Source organism: Aeromicrobium halocynthiae, assembly GCF_039531385.1.
In the GTDB taxonomy this organism is placed as follows: Bacteria; Actinomycetota; Actinomycetes; order Propionibacteriales; family Nocardioidaceae; genus Aeromicrobium; species Aeromicrobium halocynthiae.
The window spans coordinates 75,379-95,774 of sequence record NZ_BAAAPY010000010.1 but is presented as its reverse complement, the minus strand read 5'-3'; the positions used below and the strand labels follow the sequence as shown (position 1 = coordinate 95,774).

The 20,396-nt window shown below is 70.9% G+C and carries 20 protein-coding genes and 1 tRNA gene; 16 read left to right on the top strand and 5 right to left on the bottom strand.

Features of this window, described 5'->3' with window-relative positions:
- On the bottom strand, positions 1–258 hold a 258-nt coding region (locus ABD213_RS12995), incomplete at its 3' end, for a hypothetical protein (RefSeq protein ID WP_344329457.1).
- Positions 259–480: 222 nt separating this feature from the next.
- Between ABD213_RS12995 and ABD213_RS12990 the strand changes: the two genes are divergently transcribed.
- The 9 genes from ABD213_RS12990 to katG all read left to right on the top strand — a co-directional run bounded on the left by ABD213_RS12990 (position 481) and on the right by katG (position 7,126).
- A complete protein-coding gene (locus ABD213_RS12990; protein ID WP_344329455.1) occupies positions 481–1,728 on the top strand; it encodes a glutamate-5-semialdehyde dehydrogenase in 1,248 nt (415 codons plus the stop codon).
- 56 nt (positions 1,729–1,784) lie between these two features.
- Entirely contained in the window at positions 1,785–1,937 is a 153-nt protein-coding gene (locus ABD213_RS12985; protein WP_344329452.1) for a hypothetical protein, read from the top strand.
- Positions 1,938–1,960: 23 nt separating this feature from the next.
- Entirely contained in the window at positions 1,961–2,575 is a 615-nt protein-coding gene (gene nadD / locus ABD213_RS12980) for a nicotinate-nucleotide adenylyltransferase (RefSeq protein ID WP_425546065.1), read from the top strand.
- The gene (rsfS, locus tag ABD213_RS12975) at positions 2,572–2,925 is read left to right on the top strand and encodes a ribosome silencing factor (RefSeq protein WP_344329447.1); all 354 of its coding nucleotides are present in this window, start codon (positions 2,572–2,574) and stop codon (positions 2,923–2,925) included. Before nadD ends, rsfS begins: the two co-directional genes overlap by 4 nt.
- Positions 2,922–3,566 (top strand): histidine phosphatase family protein, encoded by a 645-nt coding sequence (locus tag ABD213_RS12970; RefSeq protein WP_344329438.1) that lies wholly within the window; start codon positions 2,922–2,924, stop codon positions 3,564–3,566. Before rsfS ends, ABD213_RS12970 begins: the two co-directional genes overlap by 4 nt.
- Before the next feature lie 77 nt (positions 3,567–3,643).
- Positions 3,644–3,716, top strand: a tRNA-Ala gene (locus ABD213_RS12965).
- Between the two features lie 126 nt (positions 3,717–3,842).
- On the top strand, positions 3,843–4,346 hold the full coding sequence (locus ABD213_RS12960; protein ID WP_344329436.1) for a nucleoside deaminase: 504 nt from the start codon (positions 3,843–3,845) through the stop codon (positions 4,344–4,346).
- A 30-nt stretch (positions 4,347–4,376) separates the two neighbouring features.
- Positions 4,377–4,802, top strand: coding sequence for a Fur family transcriptional regulator (locus ABD213_RS12955; protein ID WP_344329435.1), 426 nt, complete (start codon positions 4,377–4,379; stop codon positions 4,800–4,802).
- A 50-nt stretch (positions 4,803–4,852) separates the two neighbouring features.
- Positions 4,853–7,126: a catalase/peroxidase HPI gene (katG, locus tag ABD213_RS12950; protein ID WP_344329433.1), complete on the top strand. Its 2,274-nt coding sequence runs from the start codon at positions 4,853–4,855 to the stop codon at positions 7,124–7,126.
- A 457-nt stretch (positions 7,127–7,583) separates the two neighbouring features.
- Here the strand turns inward: katG and ABD213_RS12945 are convergent, their stop codons facing one another.
- Together ABD213_RS12945 and ABD213_RS12940 are read right to left on the bottom strand one after the other, a co-directional pair.
- Positions 7,584–8,237 (bottom strand): DNA-3-methyladenine glycosylase I, encoded by a 654-nt coding sequence (locus ABD213_RS12945; protein WP_344329431.1) that lies wholly within the window; start codon positions 8,235–8,237, stop codon positions 7,584–7,586.
- A complete protein-coding gene (locus tag ABD213_RS12940; protein ID WP_344329430.1) occupies positions 8,234–10,030 on the bottom strand; it encodes a glutaminase in 1,797 nt (598 codons plus the stop codon). The genes ABD213_RS12945 and ABD213_RS12940 overlap by 4 nt, the downstream gene beginning before the upstream one ends.
- Positions 10,031–10,132: 102 nt before the next feature.
- On the opposite strand from ABD213_RS12940, the gene ABD213_RS12935 reads away from it, so the two are divergent.
- From ABD213_RS12935 to ABD213_RS12915, 5 genes are all read left to right on the top strand, one after another.
- The gene (locus ABD213_RS12935; protein ID WP_344329428.1) at positions 10,133–10,957 is read left to right on the top strand and encodes a DUF5819 family protein; all 825 of its coding nucleotides are present in this window, start codon (positions 10,133–10,135) and stop codon (positions 10,955–10,957) included.
- Complete coding sequence (locus ABD213_RS12930; protein ID WP_344329427.1) at positions 10,954–11,928, top strand: HTTM domain-containing protein; 975 nt, start codon at positions 10,954–10,956, stop codon at positions 11,926–11,928. The genes ABD213_RS12935 and ABD213_RS12930 overlap by 4 nt, the downstream gene beginning before the upstream one ends.
- Positions 11,929–12,089: 161 nt before the next feature.
- Positions 12,090–13,691: a choice-of-anchor G family protein gene (locus ABD213_RS12925; protein ID WP_344329426.1), complete on the top strand. Its 1,602-nt coding sequence runs from the start codon at positions 12,090–12,092 to the stop codon at positions 13,689–13,691.
- Positions 13,692–13,817: 126 nt separating this feature from the next.
- Positions 13,818–14,723, top strand: coding sequence for a DUF5819 family protein (locus ABD213_RS12920; RefSeq protein ID WP_344329425.1), 906 nt, complete (start codon positions 13,818–13,820; stop codon positions 14,721–14,723).
- 19 nt (positions 14,724–14,742) lie between these two features.
- Entirely contained in the window at positions 14,743–15,774 is a 1,032-nt protein-coding gene (locus tag ABD213_RS12915; protein WP_344329423.1) for an HTTM domain-containing protein, read from the top strand.
- Here the strand turns inward: ABD213_RS12915 and ABD213_RS12910 are convergent.
- A complete protein-coding gene (locus ABD213_RS12910; protein ID WP_344329419.1) occupies positions 15,755–16,981 on the bottom strand; it encodes an MFS transporter in 1,227 nt (408 codons plus the stop codon). The genes ABD213_RS12915 and ABD213_RS12910 overlap by 20 nt on opposite strands.
- Before the next feature lie 277 nt (positions 16,982–17,258).
- Positions 17,259–17,894, bottom strand: coding sequence for a peptide-methionine (S)-S-oxide reductase MsrA (gene msrA / locus ABD213_RS12905; RefSeq protein WP_344329414.1), 636 nt, complete (start codon positions 17,892–17,894; stop codon positions 17,259–17,261).
- A gap of 74 nt (positions 17,895–17,968) precedes the next feature.
- Between msrA and ABD213_RS12900 the strand changes: the two genes are divergently transcribed.
- Together ABD213_RS12900 and ilvA are read left to right on the top strand one after the other, a co-directional pair.
- Positions 17,969–19,168, top strand: coding sequence for an AI-2E family transporter (locus tag ABD213_RS12900; protein ID WP_344329410.1), 1,200 nt, complete (start codon positions 17,969–17,971; stop codon positions 19,166–19,168).
- Positions 19,165–20,361 carry a threonine ammonia-lyase gene (gene ilvA, locus ABD213_RS12895; protein ID WP_344329406.1) on the top strand — a complete coding sequence of 399 codons (1,197 nt, stop codon included), beginning with the start codon at positions 19,165–19,167 and terminating at the stop codon, positions 20,359–20,361. Before ABD213_RS12900 ends, ilvA begins: the two co-directional genes overlap by 4 nt.
- The last annotated feature ends 35 nt before the right edge of the window (positions 20,362–20,396 follow it).

Genomic DNA, 20,396 nt, shown 5'->3' with positions numbered 1-20,396 from the left:
ACCGGCCAGCAGCGACCCGGTCGAGGAGGCCCCCTCACGCCGAGCGGTCCCCGCGGACTCCACCGCCGCGACGGCCGCCAGCTCGTGCGCGGCGACCCGGGCCTTCAACCGCGCCAGCGACCGGGCGGCGTCGCGCTGATCACGACCGTCGAGCCCGGCGTAGATGCTCGTCTCGAGGCGGTCCAGCTGGGCATGCAGCCCCGCAAGCACACCGGACACCTCGGTGGAAGTGACGGGCTCGAGCGGGACGGCTACCACGGGGAACATCCTCCTATCGACGATGTGTTTCTATTCTAGGGTCCCTCGCCGACAGTGTCATCGGCCTTCATCGAAGGTGTGGACGAAGAGGGTTCCGGCTCGGGCAGACGCCAGCGCTCCTTGATGACAAGGCTCGCCACGGCGACCGAGGCGATGGTCGACGACCTCGTGACGTGGATCCTCGGGCCGTCCCTGCCACGACCACGGCCTAGACTCCCCGTCGTGAAGGACATCGTCCACGACGCTGCCCGCCGGGCGCGCGACGCCGCGTCCGTGCTCGCCCTGGCCACCCGTGCGCAGAAGGACGCCGCTCTCCTCGCCGCGGCCGACGCCCTGGTCGGGGCCACCGACCGGATCGTCGAGGCGAACACCGCCGACGTCGAGGCCGCCAGGGCGGACGGCACGCCGGAGAACGTGATCGACCGGCTCCTGCTCGACGCCGACCGCGTCGCAGCCTTCGCCCAGGGGGTGCGCGACGTCGCCGCGCTTCCGGACCCGATCGGGGAGGTCGTCCGCGGGTCGACCCTGCCGAACGGGCTGAGGCTGCAGCAGGTGCGCGTCCCGATGGGCGTCATCGGGATGATCTACGAGGGTCGCCCGAACGTCACCGCCGACGCCGCCGCCATCTGCCTCAAGGCCGGCAGTGCGTCGCTCCTGCGCGGCTCCCGCTCGGCACAGCGCTCCAACCTCGTCATCGTCGACGCCATGCGCGACGCGATCGCCTCGTCCGGTCTCCCGGCCGACCTCGTGCAGGCGATCCCCGCTGACGACCGCTCCAGCGTGACGCACCTCATGCGGGCCCGCGGGCTCGTCGACCTCGTCATCCCGCGCGGCGGGGCCGGCCTGATCCGCACGGTCGTCGAGGAGTCCACCGTGCCCGTCATCGAGACCGGCACCGGCAACGTCCACGTCTACGTCGACGCCGCTGCCGACCTCGACATGGCCCTCGACATCGTCCTGAACGCCAAGACGCAGCGCACGAGTGTCTGCAACGCGGCGGAGTCCCTGCTGGTGCACGCCGCCGTCGCCGAGGAGTTCCTCCCGCGCGTGACCGCAGCCCTGCTCGACGCCGGCGTCACCGTCCACGGCGACGACCGCTTCCAGGCCGTGGACGGCGCCGTGACCACCGCGACGGAGGAGGACTGGGAAGTCGAGTACCTCTCCATGGACATCGCGGCCCGCGTCGTCGACTCCCTCGACGACGCCGTCGCCCACATCCGGCGGTGGTCGTCGGGCCACACCGAGGCGATCGTCACCGCCGACCTCGACGCCGCTCGGCGCTTCACCCTCGGCGTCGACTCCGCGGCCGTCATGGTGAATGCGTCGACCCGCTTCACCGACGGAGGGGAGTTCGGGTTCGGCGCCGAGATCGGCATCTCGACGCAGAAGCTGCACGCCCGCGGCCCGATGGGCCTGCCGGAGATGACCACCACCACCTACGTCGTCACTGGCGAGGGTCACGTCCGCTGACCCGTGGCTGCGCGGCCGATCGGCGTCGAGTCCTCGGACGCTGGTAGATTGCGACCATGTTGACGACGATCCTGCAGGCCGCTGAAGAGGGCGCCGAAGAGAGCAACTTCCTCCTCCAGGCCATCGGCATCGGTGCGCTGGCCTTCGGGTTCCTGATGCTCCTGCTCATCGCGCTGCTCGTGTTCGGCAAGGGCCGCGAGCACACCTGAGCACCGCGCCCGGTCCCGCACCCGTGCGACGTCGTGTCGGCGTCATGGGCGGCACCTTCGACCCCATCCACCACGGCCACCTCGTCGCGGCCAGTGAGGTGCAGTCGTGGTTCGACCTCGACGAGGTCGTCTTCGTCCCCACCGGCCAGCCCTGGCAGAAGGCCGACCGCGAGGTCTCCCCGGCCGAGCACCGCTACCTGATGACGGTCATCGCCACGGCTGCCAACCCGAGGTTCGAGGTGAGCCGGGTCGACATCGAGCGCGACGGCCTGACGTACACGATCGACACGCTGCGTGAGCTGCGCGCCGCGAACCCCGACGCCGACCTGTACTTCATCACCGGCGCCGACGCGCTGGCCGCCATCCTGACGTGGCGCGACCACGACGAGCTGTTCGACCTCGCGCACTTCGTCGGCTGCACCCGACCCGGCCACGAGCTCGACGCCCAGACGCTGGCCGACCTCCCGCAGGACCGCGTCACCCTGGTCGAGATCCCGGCGCTCGCCATCTCCTCGACCGACTGCCGCCAGCGCGTCGGTGCGGGGGAGCCGGTCTGGTACCTCGTCCCGGACGGCGTCGTGCAGTACATCGGCAAGCACCGTCTCTACCGCTCGCCCGAACCCCGAGAGGACGCATGACCGCCACCGACCGAGCGATCGAGCTCACCCGCGTCGCCGCCGCTGCTGCCGACGACAAGCTCGCCACCGAGATCCTCGCCTTCGACGTCTCCGAGCAGCTGTACATCACCGACGTCTTCCTCATCTGCAGCGCCTCGACGCCGCGCCAGGTGCGTGCCGTCCAGGACGCGATCGAGGAGGCCCTCCTGCCGCTCGGCGTCAAGCCCGTCCGCCGCGAGGGCGAGCGCGAGGGCCGCTGGGTCCTGCTCGACTTCGCCGACGTCGTCGTCCACGTCCAGCACACCGAGGAGCGCGCCTTCTACGCCCTCGAGCGGCTGTGGAGCGACTGTCCGACGGTGGCGCTGTCGTGAGCCGTCACGTCATCTTGTGGCGTCACGGCCAGACCGCCTGGAACCTCGAGCGACGCGTCCAGGGTCAGACCGACACCAAGCTCGACGACACCGGCCGTGAGCAGGCCCGGGCGGCCGCAGCACGACTCGCCTCCTTGAAGCCGGAGCGCATCCTGTCCTCGGACCTGCGCCGGGCGCGGGACACCGCCGAGGAGCTCGCGACGCTCACCGGGGTGTCGGTCGAGACCGACGAGCGGCTGCGCGAGATGAACTTCGGCGCCCGCGAGGGCCTCACCTGGAAGGAGTCGTGGGAGACGTTCCCCGACCTCATGCAGGGCATGCTCGACGGCTCCGACCCGCGCTTCCCGGGGGCTGAGACGCACGCCGAGGCCGGCGCGCGACTGGCCGAGGCGCTGACGGAGGCGCTGGACGGGCTCACCGACGGAGGGACACTCGTGCTCGTGGCCCACGGCGCGGTCCTGCGCGTCGGCACGGCGACGTTCCTCGGCTTCCCGGAGTCCACCTGGCGGTCCTTCGCCGGGCTCTCGAACTGCTCGTGGATCGCTCTGGAGCAGATCGCGCCGCAGCACGACAGCCGCTGGCGCCTGACCGAGTGGAACGCCGGCACCCTCCCCGAGCCGGTCATGTCCGACGACGAGTGACCCCGGTTTGGGTCGCGTGGCCGTGAGCGGGTAGAGTTCTCTATCGGCGCTGGACGAGAGTCGAGCACCACCCGCGAGGGGCATTGGCGCAGTTGGTAGCGCGCTTCCATGGCATGGAAGAGGTCAGGAGTTCGAATCTCCTATGCTCCACCCGCACGATGAGGGCCCGGACCGCATGGTCCGGGCCCTCGTCGTTCCCGGCCGAGCAGGCGCGCCACGTCCGGCCGCGACGACCGGTCCGCTGCAGCGGGTCGCGAGCCGCGCGATCATGAGTCGATGAGCGTCTCCGAGACCGACCTGACCCACCTGCGTCGCTGCGTCGAGCTGGCGGAGCGGGCGCTGGACGTCGGCGACGAACCGTTCGGGTCGGTGCTCGTCTCCGCCGGCGGCGAGGTGCTGCTCGAGGACCACAACCACGTGAGCGGGGGCGACCGCACGCAGCACCCCGAGCTCGCGATCGCCCGGTGGGCCGCCGCGCACCTCGACGCCGACGAACGCTCTGCGGCCACCGTCTACACCTCCGGCGAGCACTGCCCCATGTGCGCGGCCGCGCACGGGTGGGTGGGGCTCGGACGGATCGTCGTCGCGGTGCGCTCGAGTCGGTTGGGGGAGTGGCTCGCCGAGTGGGGCGAGCCGCCGGCGCCCGTCGCGTCACTCACGGTCGAGGAGCTCGTGCCAGGTGCCGTCGTCGACGGACCGGTCGAGGAGCTCGAGCCCGTGATGCGCGACCTCCACCGACGGCGGGTCGAGCGCGATCGACGCGCCCACCGCATATCTTGACTCGTTCAAGAAAACTGGCATGATGGAGCCATGTCCGAGCCGAGCACCGCAGAGTTGTTGCGAGGGGCCGGCCTCCGTGTGACCCAGCCGCGGCTGGCCGTCCTCGACGCCCTCGAGCAGCACCCGCACGCCGACACCGCCACGGTGATCGACGTCGTGCGAGCCAACGTCGCCGACGTCTCCCACCAGGCGGTCTACGACGGCCTCGCCGCCCTCACGGCTGCGGGCATCGTCCGTCGCATCCAGCCCACGGGCCACGCCGCCCGCTACGAGCGCCGCATCGACGACAACCACCACCACGTCGTCTGCCGCTCGTGCGGCGCCATCGCCGACGTCGACTGCGCCGTCGGCTCCGCCCCATGCCTGGTGGCCTCGCACGACCACGGCTTCACGATCGACGAGGCCGAGGTCGTCTACTGGGGCACCTGTGCCCAGTGTGTGGCGACAAGCGCCTGAACCACCTCGACCATCCGCACGACACGACCGCTCCGACCGGAAGGAAGCCCATGACCGAGAACGACCCCAGCGCCCAGGCCGCCAACAGCAAGCCGGAGGGGGGTTGCCCCATCGCGCACGACGGCATCACCCAGCCCCACGGCAGCGAGAGCGAGAACCCGGGCATGCCGTCGCCCCAGCCCCAGACCTCGCGGCCCCGTACCAACCGTGACTGGTGGCCCAACCAGCTCGACCTCACCGTCCTGGCGGCCCAGTCGCCCCTGCGCAACCCGCTGGGCGAGGACTTCGACTACGCGGCGGAGTTCGCCAAGGTCGATGTCGAGCAGCTCAAGCAGGACGTCGTCGAGGTCCTCACGACCTCGCAGGACTGGTGGCCGGCGGACTTCGGCCACTACGGCGGCCTGATGATCCGACTGAGCTGGCACGCAGCCGGGACCTACCGGCTCGAGGACGGCCGCGGCGGCGCCAGCGACGGCGGGCAGCGCTTCGCCCCCCTCAACAGCTGGCCCGACAACGCCAACCTCGACAAGGCTCGCCGCCTGTTGTGGCCGGTCAAGCAGAAGTACGGTCAGAAGGTCTCCTGGGCCGACCTGCTGGTGCTGGCCGGGACCGTGGCCATGGAGTCCATGGGCTTCGAGACCTTCGGGTTCGCGTTCGGTCGTGAGGACGTGTGGGAGCCCGAGCAGATCTTCTGGGGACCTGAGGACTCCTGGCTCGGTGACGAGCGGTACACCGAGGAGGGCAAGATGGCGACCGGGGTGGGGGCCACCGAGATGGGCCTCATCTACGTCAACCCCGAGGGCCCCATGGGCAACCCGGACCCGGCCGCGGCGGCACCGTACATCCGCGAGACCTTCGCCCGGATGGCGATGAACGACGAGGAGACGGTCGCCCTGATCGCCGGCGGTCACACCTTCGGCAAGACCCACGGCGCCGCCAACGGCGACGAGTACGCCGGGCCGGAGCCAGAGGCTGCCCCGCTCGAGGCTCAAGGTCTGGGCTGGATGAGCACCTACGGCTCGGGCAAGGGCAAGGACACCATCACGAGCGGTCTGGAGGTGACGTGGACCGACCGACCGACCGAGTGGAGCAACCGGTTCCTCGAGATCCTCTTCGGCTACGAGTGGGAGCTGACCAAGAGCCCAGCCGGTGCATGGCAGTGGGTCGCGAAGGATGCGCCCGAGATCATCCCCGACGCCCACGAGCCGGGCGTGAAGCACAAGCCGACGATGCTCACCACGGACCTCTCGCTGCGGTTCGATCCGGCGTACGAGAAGATCTCCCGTCGCTTCCTCGAGAACCCCGACGAGTTCGCCGACGCCTTCGGTCGAGCCTGGTACAAGCTGCTGCACCGTGACATGGGCCCGGTCGGCAACCAGTACCTCGGGCCGTGGGTGCCCGAGCCGCAGCTGTGGCAGGACCCCGTGCCGGCGCTCGACCACGAGCTGGTCGACGAGCAGGACGTCGCCGACCTCAAGCGCACGCTGCTCGCATCCGGCCTGAGCGTCCAGCAGCTCGCCGGTGCCGCGTGGGCGTCGGCCTCCACCTTCCGCAAGACCGACCGTCGCGGCGGCGCCAACGGTGCCCGCATCCGGCTGGAGCCCCAGCGCAGCTGGGCCGTCAACCAGGAACAGCAGGTCGGCGTCGTCATCGAGAAGCTGGAGCAGGTGCAGCAGGACTTCAACGCCGCCCAGGCCGGCGGCAAGAAGGTCTCCCTGGCCGACCTCATCGTGCTCGGCGGTGCCGTCGCGGTGGAGAAGGCCGCCAAGGACGCAGGGTACGACGTCACCGTGCCCTTCCGTCCGGGTCGCACGGACGCCACCCAGGAGGACACGGACGTCGACTCCTTCCGCTACCTGGAGCCCCGCGCCGACGGGTTCCGCAACTTCTGGACCTCCGGCGAGAAGTTGCAGCCGGAGTCGGCGCTGGTCGACCGGGCCTACCTGCTCGGTCTCACGCCGCCGGAGATGACGGTGCTGGTTGGCGGCATGCGTGCGCTGGGCGCCAACGTCGCCGACACGCGCCACGGTGTCCTGACCGGCCGGGTGGGCGCGCTCACGACGGACTTCTTCGTCAACCTGCTGTCACCCGGGACGCAGTGGAAGGCGTCGCAGGACGAGGAGGGCGTCTACGAGATCCGTGATGCCTCGAGCGGCGAGGTTCTCTGGACCGCCACGGCCGTCGACCTGGTCTTCGGCTCGAACTCCGAGCTGCGCGCCCTTTCCGAGGTGTACGCCAGCGAGGACGCGCACGAGAAGTTCGTGCACGACTTCGTCGCTGCGTGGACCAAGGTGATGGAGCTCGACCGGTTCGACCTGGCCTGAGCCCGACAGGTCGGCGGAGCCCGGGACCCCACGTGGGTCCCGGGCTCCGCGGCGTCCGGGAGCTGTCGGCTCTGGGGTCCAGGCTCGGACCGTGGGCCGCTTCCTCTTCGACACCGCCACCAGCATCGACGGCCGGATCGCCGACGAGCACGACTCCCTCGACTGGCTCTTCGCGGTCGAGGGCGGCGAGGAGTCGCTCGACGGCCTCTTCCCGGCGCAGGCCCGCGTCATGGTGCAGGGGTCGACCATCGACGAGTGGCTGCTGCGTCACGACGACCCGCTCGCCCGACCCGAGACGTGGGCGGACTTCTTCGGCGACCGTGCCGTGTTCGTCTTCACCACGCGTCGGCCGGAGGTGCCGGTCGGCGCGGGCGCCCCGCTCTTCCCCCGGCGCGTCGGGAGCGAGCGGCTCCGCCTGGCCGGCGCGGAGAAGGTCGGATCGTTCGCGCGATTTGGTCTACGAGGTCCGCGACGCCGCCGACCAGGGCGTGTCGGAGGAGGACCAGACCCCCGACGTCCCACGTCGGTGCGACCCCACCAGGTGGGTGTCGACGATCCCCACGGCCTCCATCAGCGCGAACATCGTCGTCGGGCCGACGAACCGAAATCCCTCGCGCCGCAGCGCCCTTGCCAGGGCCTCGGACTCCGGCGACGTCGTCGGGACGTCGGCGAACGTCCGCGGCTCGGGCGTCCGCGCGGGCCGGTGCGACCAGACGAGATCCGGCAGACCACCTCGGGACCGCAGGTCCACCGTCGCTCGTGCGTTCGTGATCGTCGCCTCGATCTTCGCGCGGTTGCGCACGATCGCTGCGTCGCCGAGCAGCCGGTCGACGTCGTGCTCGTCGTAGGCGGCGACGAGGTCGGGGTCGAAGCCGTCGAACGCGGCCCGGAAGCCCTCGCGCTTGCGCAGGATGATCGCCCAGGAGAGTCCGGACTGGAACGCCTCGAGGCTCAGCCGCTCGAACAGCCCACGCTCGTCGCGGACCGGCATGCCCCACTCGGTGTCGTAGTAGGCCCGCAGCATCGGGTCCGACGCCGCCCACACCGGCCGTGCCAGACCGTCCTCTCCGACGACGAGGTCCCCGCCGTCTGAGCTCGTGCCCTCGCTCACGCCAGCCGTGTCGCGCCGCGACGGAGGGCCTTGTCGGCGACGCGGTAGCCGTCGCGTGCCATCGCCCGCCACATCTCCAGGCCCACGGCAGGATCGTCCTCGGTGATCCGTTCGATGGAGTCCGCGGAGAGGACGAGCAAGCTGAGGTCGCCGTCAGCGCGGATCTCGGTCTCCTGCACGTCCTCGGTGCCGAGCGCGAGCTCGCCGAAGGACGTGCCGGGCTCCATCGTCACGAGGTTCATGCGCGAGCCGTCCGGCGCCTCGGCACAGGCCACGGCGCGACCGTCGATGATCAGGTGCACGCCGGAGAAGTCACCCCCGGCCTCGAGGACGATCTCGCCGTCGGCGTGCTCGCGCGACTCCAGCGCGGCCCGCACCACCTCGGACGCATGGTCGGAGAGTCCGCTCATCAGCGGATGTTCCCCGACGGGGTCGCTCGTGGTGAGGTCGCCGCAGTGTCGGCGGATCAGCTCGTCCTCGGCCCAGGCCAGGGCGCTGGTGACGTCGGGGAAGCGTCGTGTCGCGCGGTCGGTGCCGGCGTCCGGGTCGGGGATGACCTCGCCGGGGTCGACGACCACCGCCTCGGCGCCGCACTCGCGCAGCCGGTCGCGCAACGCGATGAGGGTCTGGCGGCTGACCGTCGCGATCTCGTTGACGTGCGTGAAGTCCAGCACCGCCAGCTCGGGGTCGTCGTCGACGATCGAGCGCACGACCGACTCGGCACCGGAGAACAGCAGGTCGCCGTGCAGCTCGTAGACACGGCACCGGTCACTCACCCGGTCCAGGGCCTCCTGCTCCGCGGTGGTCCGGCGGCGTCGTGAGCGCGCCTGCGACAGCGGGAAGGAGGCGCGCAGAGCGCTCCTCGAACCACGGCTCACGTGCATGATGTGCAGCTCCATGTCGTGCGACATGCGCTCGAACAGCGTCACGCCACGGGCGCTGTTGCCGTGGGAGTCCAGCCGAGGCGAGAAGACGGCGATGCCGACCTGGCCGGGCAGCACGCCGATGATGCCGCCGCTGACGCCGCTCTTGGCCGGCATCCCGACGGCGGTCACCCAGTCCCCGGCCGCGTCGTACATGCCGCACGTGGTCATGACGCTCAGGACGTGCTCGACGAGCTGGGCGTCGAGCACCTCCTCACCGGTGCGCGGCTGGACCCCGCCGTTGGCGAGGGTCGCGGCCATCAGGGCGAGGTCCTGGGTGTCCACGGAGATCGAGCACTGCCGGACGTACTGGGCCAGCACGTCCTCCGGGTCGCCCTCGAGGATGGAGAACTCTCGCAGCATGTGCGCGATCGCGCGGTTGCGGTGGGCCGTCGAGAGCTCGGAGTCGTAGATCGCCTCGTCGACGTCGAGCTCGCGGCCGGCGAACCGGCCGAAGCCCTCCAGGGCCCGGGCGAACCGCTCGTCGCCGTCCTCCCCGGCGAGCAGCGACGTGGTGGTGATGGCACCGGCGTTGATCATGGGGTTGAAGGGACGACCGGAGTCCGGGGCCAGGCTGATCTCGTTGAACGCATCGCCCGACGGCTCGACGCCGACCTTCTCGGCGACGGCCTCCTTCCCGCTGTCCTGCAGGGCGAGCGCGTAGGTGAACGGCTTGCTGATCGACTGGATGCTGAAGCGTGCCTCCGCGTCGCCGACGGTGTAGACGCGGCCGTCGACCGTGGCCAGGCACAGGGCGAACCGGTCGGGGTCGGCCTCGGCGAGCTCGGGGATGTAGTCCGCGACGGCGCCCGAGGTCCCGGCGCACGCCTCGACGATCTCCTCCAGGTACTGCTGCACGGGGTTCTTCACGTCGGGTCCTCCGGTAGCCGGCTGGGTGCGGTGACCGTCCCATCCTGCCTGCCGGTACGTCGGGCGTCGCTCCCGCACCGCGACCGCGGGTACCGTGACGCCGTGACCGAGCCGAGCGACGACACCGCCGACGACCGCGCCGAGCGCGTTCCGGGGGCGGCCGGCGAAGCGGCCGAGCGGCCGTCGGCGCTGCGCACGGCGTTCGTGCTCTGCGCGGTGCTGGTCGCCGCGACCCAGCTGGTGTTCATCACCGCCGCCGCGATGCCGCCCAACCGGGCGAGCGAGGCGCTGCGGCCTGCGACGAGCTACCAGAACCCCTTCTTCACGCAGAACTGGCGACTGTTCGCCCCGTCGCCGATCTCCTCGGACCGCTCGATCCTGTTCCAGGCCGCGTACGAGGTCGACGGTGAGCTCGTCACCACCGACTGGGTCGACTGGACCGACGTCGAGCTGGGTGCGGTGCGCCAGCACGTCATCGGCGGACGAGCCGGCTACGTCACCAACAAGTTCCATTCCTCCCTCGCCGGGCGACACCGTGCCCTCAGTGACGAGCAGCGTCGAGCGGTCGACGTCGTCGACCCGGTGGCGACCCCCTCGTGGGAGGAGGTCGAGCAACGCGTGACCGGTGCGGGCGCCGACCCGAGCCAACGGCTGCGGGCGCAGCGGTGGCTCACCTACGAGGGGTCGGTGATCGCGCTCGGCACCGTGGTCGTGCAGGCACGCCATCGCGACGTGGAGCTCGTCGCGGTCCGCTACCGGCTGCGCACGCAGGCGGTCACGCCGTACGCGGACCGTCGGCTCCCACGCGACGAGCGCGAGGCCGCTCGCCCCGCACCGGTCGAGCGCACGAGCGGTTGGCGCGCGGCGCTGCCCCCGACCGGGGCCGAGCTGGACGCCGTAGAGCGCTTCGACCGGAGGCACCGATGAGGCAGCTGCTCGAGCCGGCGACCACGTGGCTCATGGAGGCCAAGCACGCACGCCGCGGCTTGGCCGTCACGCGCATCGTGCTCGGGCTGATCGTGTGGACCCAGCTCCTCGTCAACCTGCCCGACCGTCACTACACGTGGGGCGACGGGACCGCGTGGAGCGAACCGATCCGCAGCCTCGACGCGTGGCCGTCCTTCCTGGGGGCGTTCGTCGCAGCCGACGGTCGGCTCTTCGACCTGCTGTACCTCGCCACCATTGCGTCCGGGTTCCTGCTGATGCTCGGCTGGCACACCCGCACGATGACCGCAGCGACGCTGCTGCTGTGGCTGTCGATGTACACGACGAACCCGTTCGTGGGCTCCGGTGGCGACGCGGTCCTGCGGATGGTGCTGCTCTACCTGTGCTTCACCGAGTCCGGCGCCTTCTGGTCCCTCGACGCACGTCGCGGGCGCCCGACGCCCCGGCTGCCGGAGTGGTTCGGCACGACGCTGCACAACCTCGCCGTCGTCCTGATCATCCACCAGGTCGTGATCGTCTACGTCGCCTCGGCGCTGTGGAAGGTCCAGAGCCCGGTCTGGCTCGACGGGACCGCGGTGTACTTCCCGCTGCAGGTCGAGGCCTACTCGCCGTGGCGCGACCTGCTGCACCCGATCACCAGCGCCGAGCCGATCGTGCTGGCCGCCACGTGGGTCTCCGTCGCGATCCAGCTGATGTTCCCCGTCCTCCTGCTGTACCGGCCCCTGCGGGCGATCGCCCTCGTCATGATCACCGGCATGCACCTGTCGATCGGCCTGGCGATGGGGATCATGTACTTCTCGCTGGTCATGATCGCCGTCGACATGATGCTGGTGAGTGACGTCACATGGCGCCGGATCGAGCACGAGGTGCGTCGCAGAGTGGGCCGGGATCGTTGGAACGACGGCGATGAACGCCTGGTGCGGTCCGCGACCGAACCGGTGCGAGGCGACTGACGGCGTGCAGGGGTGTCCAGCCTTTTGTAACTCCGGTTTCCTCAACCTGCCTGAGATGTGATTAAGATGTCGGCCAGTGCGCCACGCCACAGGTGGGCGTCGTCACACGGACCTGTGTCGGACTTGGGGAAGAGTCCGGCCGATTTGACTGGGAGTACGTCTTGAAGAAGCTCGGAAGAAACACCTTGGCGGTGGGTCTCTCCACGTTGTTGGTGACCAGCGCCGTCTCGCTGTCGGCCAACGCCGCAGAAGGATTCGACTACAAGTCCTACGCCGAGGCGCAGTACATCGCTGCCACCGGCGCCTTGGGTGATCCGCTGATCGATCCTCTGGGCGACGTGCTCGAGGGCGGCGAGTTCGCCGGAACCGATGTCGGCGCCGGCGGCGCCAACGCCTTCGTCGACACCGCGGCAGGTACTCCCGAGACCGACGGCCCCAACTATGTGGCCGGTCCGCTCGACCCGCTCAAGGCCTTGACTGGTCCGGTCGGCGATGCACTCGGTTCCGAGGGTGTTGGCGCTGTCGGCAGCTACGCCTTCGCGCAGCGCGACGCGTCCGACGCAGCGTCCGGTGCTGTGACCAACGCCGGACTCGTTCAGGTCGGCGGCGGAGACGCGCCTCCGGCAAATGCGGTGCTCAACCTGTCCGGTCCGGGCCAGCCGCTGGAACCGCTGAACGCGCTCGCGAACGTCACGCTCGACCTCGGCGCGCTGGGATCGCAGGCGTCGCTTGAGGAGAACGCCCCGACCAGCCCGTCAAGCACCGTCGGCATCGCACAAGGCTCCATCAGCGCAGAGGTCGTCGCGCTGGGCACGATCCTCGACGCCATCGGCGACACCCTGGGCGACCCCGACATCACGATCGGCGAGCCGGGCGTACTGGCCGTCAGCGTCACGGGCGTCCAGAACACCCTCGACGCCGTGACGACGGTCAGCAATGGAGGCGTCACGGTGAACCTTCAGACCGGTCTGGTGACGCTGAACATCGACGAGCTCCTCGAGGCGGCCACCGACGGCAACGTCAACTTCGCGTCGCTGAGTCGCGCCGATGGTCAACAGGACCTGCTCAATCTTGTCGCGACTGGCGTGACCGAAGCGCTGCCCGGACTGCTTGCGCAGGCCAACACCCAGGTGCTCGGGGCCATCGGCACGGCGGGGCTTCAGCTCGACACCCTCGGTACCATCACGCCCATCACCTTGGACGCTGTGGCCCCGGAACTTGTGGAAGCGCTGACCACCGCCATCGATACGCTGATCACTTCGGCCGTAGCGCCGTTGTCCGCTGCTCTGACGGACGGCCTGAACACGCTGACCACCGAGCTTCGCCGGGCGATCAGCGTCGACGTCAACGTGATCGACGAGTACGTCGGACTCGTGGGCGACCGGCTTGAGACGACGACCAACGTCTACTCCGCTACCGCCGTTCGGGTCACGGTCCTCGGCGCTGCCGGCGACGGCGGACTCGCGGACCTCTTCCTTGGCAACTCGCTTGTCGGTGCCAACAGCCGCACGCCGATCGTCCAGCAGGATCAGGCGGCCGCCGGTGACGACGGCACGCAGGCCGACGGCACCATCGCCGACGCTGCTGCCGACGCGCAGGCCGACGCCATCGCCGACGCCGACGCCCAGGCCGACGCGGATGTGACCAGCTCGCTGCCGAACGCCGGTGCTCCGAACCTGCTGCCGTTCTGGCTGCTGGGTCTGGGCCTGGTGGCCTTCGGTGCCGCGGTGCTCGTCAACGAGCGGCGACGCGCCCTGATCTGATCCATCCAGATCACGACCTCTGCCCGGTGACGTGACGTCACCGGGCAGAGGTCTTTCTGGGCGCGGGATACTCGACCCCGTGCCCGTGTCCACCTAATGCACGCGTCGACGAGGGAGGGAGTCCCGGTGAACGACGAGACCGACCCGCGCGACCCTCGCGATCCCGCCGAGACCCCGGGCGACGCCGTCGACACCGATCGGTCCGTGGCCGAGCACGAGGTGAGGGTCCGGACGGAGTCCGCCACCGCGCCGGATGACGCGCCGCAGACCGAGGCCGCACCGCCCGTGGGCCACACGCCTCCCGACGCCAGCCAGGGCTGGCGCGCGGTGCTGATCCTCGCGCTCGCGACCGTCGCCGTCATCCACTCCGTCGTCATCGCCCTGTTCCTCGCGCCCGACGGTCCGGTGCGCGACGCCGCCGGCCCGACCCGGCTGGCCTTCTACGTCAACCCCTACTTCCAGCAGTCGTGGGACGTGCTCGAGCCCAGCGCACAGCGGGTCGACGAGTCCCTGCAGATCCGCGCTCGGGTCCAGGTCGACGAGGAGACGGTCGAGGAGACCGGGTGGATCGACGTCACTGCGGCCGACCTGCGGACGCTGCGCCGCAACGCCGCCCCGGACCGGATGTCGACGGCCGCCCGACGCCTCGCCACGAACCTGAACGGCGTCATGTTCGAGCTCGGCATCGGCGGCCGCGCGGTCGTCGGGGCCTCGACGACCGACGGCGAGGGCAACCGCGTCGCCGCGGGGCTGGCCGACGAGGGCGTCGATCCGCAGCTCGTTGCCCGGTTCACGCGCCTGGACACCATGCTCACCAGGTTCGCGAGCCTGTACGCTCGGGCGAGTCTGGACGACCCGGTGGTCGAGGTGCAGTACCGGGTGGGACGCCGCGTCGTGCCGCCGAGGGAGGACCGGGACGACGTGCGCGTCGGTGACCTCGAGTTCGGCCTGTTCACGGTCGGGTGGCGCCCGGCGGTCACGACACAGGAGCGCGAGCAGCGCGCCTTCGACACGTGGGTGAAGGGAGACTGAGACGGTGTCCAGGATCGCCGTGTCCGAGTCCAGGGGCGAGGTCGTCGGATGGTTGACGCAGTCGCGCCACGCCGTGCACGCCCTGGCCGCCGCCCGCATCGGCGTCGGGCTCGCAGTGCTGGGTCTGCTGGTCACGAACTTCGGCAACCGGCAGGCCTGGGTCGGCGACGCCTCCCTGTGGGCCGAGCCCACGCGGGCGGTGAGCCGGTTCCCCGAGATCGCGCTGCTCGACGGGGTGAGCGCCGACATCCTCACCGTGGTCTACGTCGCGGTCATCCTGGCGGCGGTCGCGTTCGTCCTCGGCTGGCGCACCAAGGCCGCCAACGTCCTGCTGCTGGTCGGCTTCATCGCGGTCACCGGCCAGAACCCGCTGCTCTCGACGGCGTCAGACAACCTGCTGCGCATCGCGCTGCTGTGGATGCTGCTGATGCGGCTCGCGGACGTGTGGTCCCTGGACGCCGCACGCCTGGAACGTCCCGGCAGCGAGCAGGCGGTGCCGGAGTGGTTGCGCACGGGTCTGCACAACGTCGGACTGCTCGGGCTCGGGACGCAGGTGGCCTTGGCCTACCTGGCGGCCGGGCTCGCCAAGGTCGCCCAGCCCCAGTGGCAGCAGGGCACCGCTCTGTTCGGCACCCTGCAGCTGCCCGAGTACCGGCCGTTCCCGTGGCTCTCGGACCTGCTCAGCGTCGGTACGGTTCCGCTCGCCCTCGTCACCTGGGCGGTGCTCGTCTCCCAGCTGTTCTTCGTCCCCGCCCTCGTGAACCGTACGACTCGCAACACGGTGGTCGTGCTCGCCGTCGCCGTGAACCTCTTCTTCGGCATCGTGCTCGGCACCTTGTGGTCGGCCTTCGCAGTGGTGGCGGTCACCGGGCTCTTCCTCAGCGACGACCTGTGGGAGGACCTCGGGTACGCGGTCGCGGACGTCACGGCACCGGTGACCGACCGCATCGTCGACGCCTGGTACGCGCTGGCGGACCGCGTCGAGGACTGGTGGTTCCGGTTCGTCCTGCCGCCGGTCGACTGGGTGCGCGCTACGGTGTTCCGCCGCTGACCTGCCGTGCGGTGCGTCGTCCGGCCAGGACCAGCACGACCACCGGCACCACGAGCAGGCCGGCGGCCGCGTTCAGGACCGCGAAGCCCTGCCAGGCGACCACGAGACCGGCGAGCAGGCCCCCCGTGGCCCCCGACAGGCTCATCGCCATGTCGCTGAAGCCCTGCAGCGGCGTGCGGACGTCGTCGTCGACGCTGCGGGTCAGCAGGACCGCTCCGGCGATGACGCTCGCGGACCATCCGATCCCGAGCAGCACGAGTCCGACGGTGATCTGCAGGTCGGAGTGTCCCGAGGTCCCGGCGACGACGACGGCGGCCACGAGCAGGAGCTGACCGAGCACGATGGTGCGGGCCGGACCCCACGCGTCGGCCAGCCAGCCCATCACCGGCGACAGGGCGTACATCCCGGCGATGTGCAGGCTGATCGTCAGTCCGATGACCTCCAGGTCCGAGCCGTGGTCCTGCATGTGCACGGGGGTCAGGGCCATGACGGCCACCATGACGGCGTGAGCCGCGGCGACGGCGACGATCGCCGTCGCGGCGGCTCCGCGGACGTGGGGCAGGGCGGCCCGGATGCGCACCGGTGGGGGAGCGGCGGCGTCGCGTGCGGGCAGGGGGTCGGGCCGCAGGCCGACGAGGGTGAGCAGGCCGGCGAGCGCGAACGCGGCGAGGGAGAACAGCATCGGACCGGCGATCTCGGGGATGTCGAGGGCGCGGCCGAGGGCGGCGCCGGGGCCGGTGAGGTTCGGTCCGGCGACCGCGCCGATCGTCATCGCCCAGACCACGAGGGACAGGTCGCGACCGACGGTGGGGCCGTCGGAGCGGTCGGTGGCGGCGAACCGCGCCTGCAGGCTGGCCGCGGTGCTGACGCCGAACAGCACGAGGCCGGCCAGTGCCAGGGCGAGGGAGCCTCCTGCCGAACCCGACACCACGAGCGCCGCACCGACGGCCCCCACGAGCCACCCGAGGGCCAGTGCCGGTCGGCGCCCGCGGTGGGCGGCAAGGGTGGCGAGCGGCAGGGTCGCGGCCGCAGCGCCGAGGGTGAGGGCGACGGTGGCGGTGCCCGCCCAGCCGGCGGAGCCGGAGACCTCACGTACCAGCAGGGCACCGACCGAGAGTCCCGCGCCGTTCCCGATGCCGCCGACCACCTGGGAGCCGGCGAGCACCCCGAGGGTGCGCCGCTGCGGGAAGGTCGAGGTCGTGGTCACCCGCGCAGCCTATGACCCCCTGATCGGTGCCTGAGCAACCGAATGCGGTGGACGTCTCGTGATCGGTGCCTCCGCAACCGTATGGCCGGCATTGGCGTTGCTGAGGCACCGATCAGAAGTATCCGCCCATCGGTGCCTCGCCAACCGGATGAGCGCCCTTTCCGTTGCTATGGCACCGATCTGCGGGCTTCGCCCGATCGGTGCCATAGCAACCGAATGCGTCCTTCGGGTTGTACAGGCACCGGTCAGGAGCCCGGACGCCCGGCAGGAACCGCCGTCACTGGTAGGCGACGCCCGTCGCGTGGATGGGGCAGTAGCCGTACGGGTTCTTGGCGAGGTACTGCTGGTGCTCGCTCTCGGCGTAGTAGTACGCCTCCAGCGGCACGATCGCCGTCGTGATCTTCCCGTAGCCGGCCGCGGTCATCTTCTGCTGGTAGTGCTCTCGCGACCGCTCAGCCGCCTCGGCCTGCTCCGGCGAGGTCGTGAGGATGATCGAGCGGTACTGCGAGCCCCGGTCGTTGCCCTGGCGCATGCCCTGCGTCGGGTCGTGGTTCTCCCAGAAGACCGTGAGGAGGTCGTCGAACGTGACGACCTGCGGGTCGAACACCACGCGCACCACCTCGGCGTGACCGGTACGACCCGTGCAGACCTCGGAGTACGTCGGGTGCGGGGTGATCCCGCCGGCGTAGCCGACCGACGTCGACCACACCCCTCGCGTCTCCCAGAACGTCTTCTCCTCGCCCCAGAAGCACCCCAGCCCGAACACCGCGACCTCGAGCCCGTCGGGGACGTCGTCGGTCTGCACCGGGGTGCCGAGCACCGCGTGACGACCTCCGAGCGCGTGCGGGCTGCTCGAGCGACCCGGCAGCGCCTCGTCGGGGCTGGGGAGCTCGGCCTTGCGGGTTCCGAACATCGATCCATCACCTGTCCTCTCGAGCATCAGCGTACGTCGTCGCATAGTGTCGGCAGGGTGACGGAGAACCGGCGATGAGCAGCGAGCCCTACCGGGTACCCCCCGGCGTCGAGATCGCCACGCAGTGGGCCTGGCGGATCATCATCATCGGTGCGGCCGGCTACGGCATCCTGTGGCTCCTGCGGTTCTTCTCCCAGGTCACCGTCCCCATCGCCATCGCACTGCTCGGCGCCGCCCTCGCCGTCGGAGCGGTCGACCGTCTCGAGCGTTGGGGCGTCCCGCGGCTCGTCGCCGCGCTGTCGGTCGTGGTCGGGCTCCTCGTCGCCTTCTTCGGCCTCCTGACGCTCGTCGGTCAGCAGCTCTCGACCCAGTTCGCCGAGCTTCGCGTCCAGGTCGTCGCCGGGATCGACGAGATCCAGACCTGGGCGAAGGAAGGGCCTCTCGGGCTCACGGACTCACAGATCTCCGAGGCCATCGAGCGGGTGCAGGACGCGATCGAGAACTTCGGGCAGAACGGGGCCGTCGGCCGGGTCGCCTCGTTCGGCACCTCGCTCACGTACTTCGTCGCGGGCTTCTTCATCGCGCTGTTCGCAGCGTTCTTCTTCCTCTACCAGGGGCGGCGCATCTGGGCCTTCGTCGTGGTGCTCTTCCCGCGCGACGCCCGTGCCAAGCTGCACAGCTCCGGCCTTGCTGCGTGGCAGAGCCTGACGGCGTTCGTCCGGGCGACGGTCATCGTCGCCTTCATCGACGCGGTCGGCATCGGCATCGCCGCCTGGCTGCTCGGGGTACCCCTCGCCTTCGCGATCGCGGTGCTGGTCTTCCTGCTCGCCTTCATCCCGATCGTGGGCGCGTTGTTGTCGGGGTTCGTCGCGGTCGCGGTCGCGCTCGTCGCCCAGGGTCCGCTCACGGCCCTGTTCATGCTCCTCGCGGTCGTCGCCGTCCAGCAGATCGAGTCCCAGGTGCTGCACCCCTTCCTCATGGGGGCGTTCGTGGCGGTCCACCCCCTCGGGATCCTGCTGGCGATCACCGCCGGCATCACGGTGAGCGGCATCTTCGGGGCACTCATCTCCGTGCCGATCGTGGCCGCACTCAACGGGGTCGTCCGTCACCTGGCAGAGACGGCCAGAGCGCCCCTGGAACCGGACGGGCTTCCCGAGCGACGACCACCCGATGCGAGCACGAGCGCCGACCTCCGCGCCGACGCCGACGCCGGTGCCGACGCCGACGAGGCGGGTGCGGGCAGCGACGACGACGGACGGACGAGGGAGTCGTGAGGATCGCGCTGCGCGAGGTCGAGCAGGCCCGCACTCTGCTGGACGCGGTCGTCGAGGAGACCCCTCTCGCGCACTCACGGTGGCTCACCTCCCGGGTGGGTGGGCCCGTCTACCTCAAGTGCGAGAACCTCCAGCGGACGGGGTCGTTCAAGATCCGCGGAGCCTACGTGCGCATCGCGCGGCTCAGCGCCGCCCAGCGGGCGCGGGGTGTCGTCGCGGCCAGTGCCGGCAACCACGCCCAGGGCGTCGCCCTCGCCGCCCAGCTGCTCGGGTGCCGTGCCACGATCGTCATGCCCGAGGGTGCCGCCCTGCCCAAGGTCCAGGCCACCCGTGGCTACGGTGCCGACATCGAGTTCCACGGCTCGGGTGTCACCGAGGCGCTCGTGCGGGCCCAGGAGATCAGCGCGTCGACGGGTGCCGAGCTGATCCATCCCTTCGACCACCGGGACATCCTCGTCGGCCAGGGGACGGTGGGGCTGGAGATCGTCGAGCAGCTGCCGGACCTCGCCACGATCGTCGTGCCCCTCGGCGGGGGCGGCCTCGCCGCGGGCATCGCCCTGCTGCGCGAACGACGTCCGGACGTCCGGATCGTCGGCGTCCAGGCCGAGGACGCCGCGGCCTATCCGGGGTCCCTCGCCGAGGGCAGGCCGGTCCGCGGGGCGATGGGACCGACGATGGCCGACGGCATCGCCGTCGCCGAGCCGGGCCTGATCCCCTTCGAGGTCATCGCCGCCGAGCTCGACGACGTCGTCACCGTGAGCGAGGACTCGATGAGCCAGGCGTTGATCGGTCTGCTGGAGCGCGCCAAGATGCTCGTCGAGCCCTCGGGTGCCGCCGGTGTGGCCGCCCTGCTCGACCGCCCCGACGCCTTCCGCTCCCCGGTCGTGACGGTCCTGTCCGGCGGCAACGTCGACCCGCTCGTGCTGCTCGACGTGATCCGCCACGGCTTGTCCGCCGCGGGGCGGTTCATGCACCTGCGCGTGCGCTTCTCGGACTCCCCGGGCGAGCTCATGCGCTTGCTGTCGGTGCTGGCCGACCTCGGGGTCAACGTCCTCGAGGTCGCCCACGACCGGTCAGCCGACGCGTTGGGCGTCCGCGAGGTGGAGGTGGCGATCGAGGGCGCGACGCGCGGACCCGACCACCGCGCCGACGTGCTGACCAGGCTGCGCGAGCTGGGCTACCGGTTCAGCTGACGACGCGACCGTCCGTCCGGACGCGCCCTGGCGGT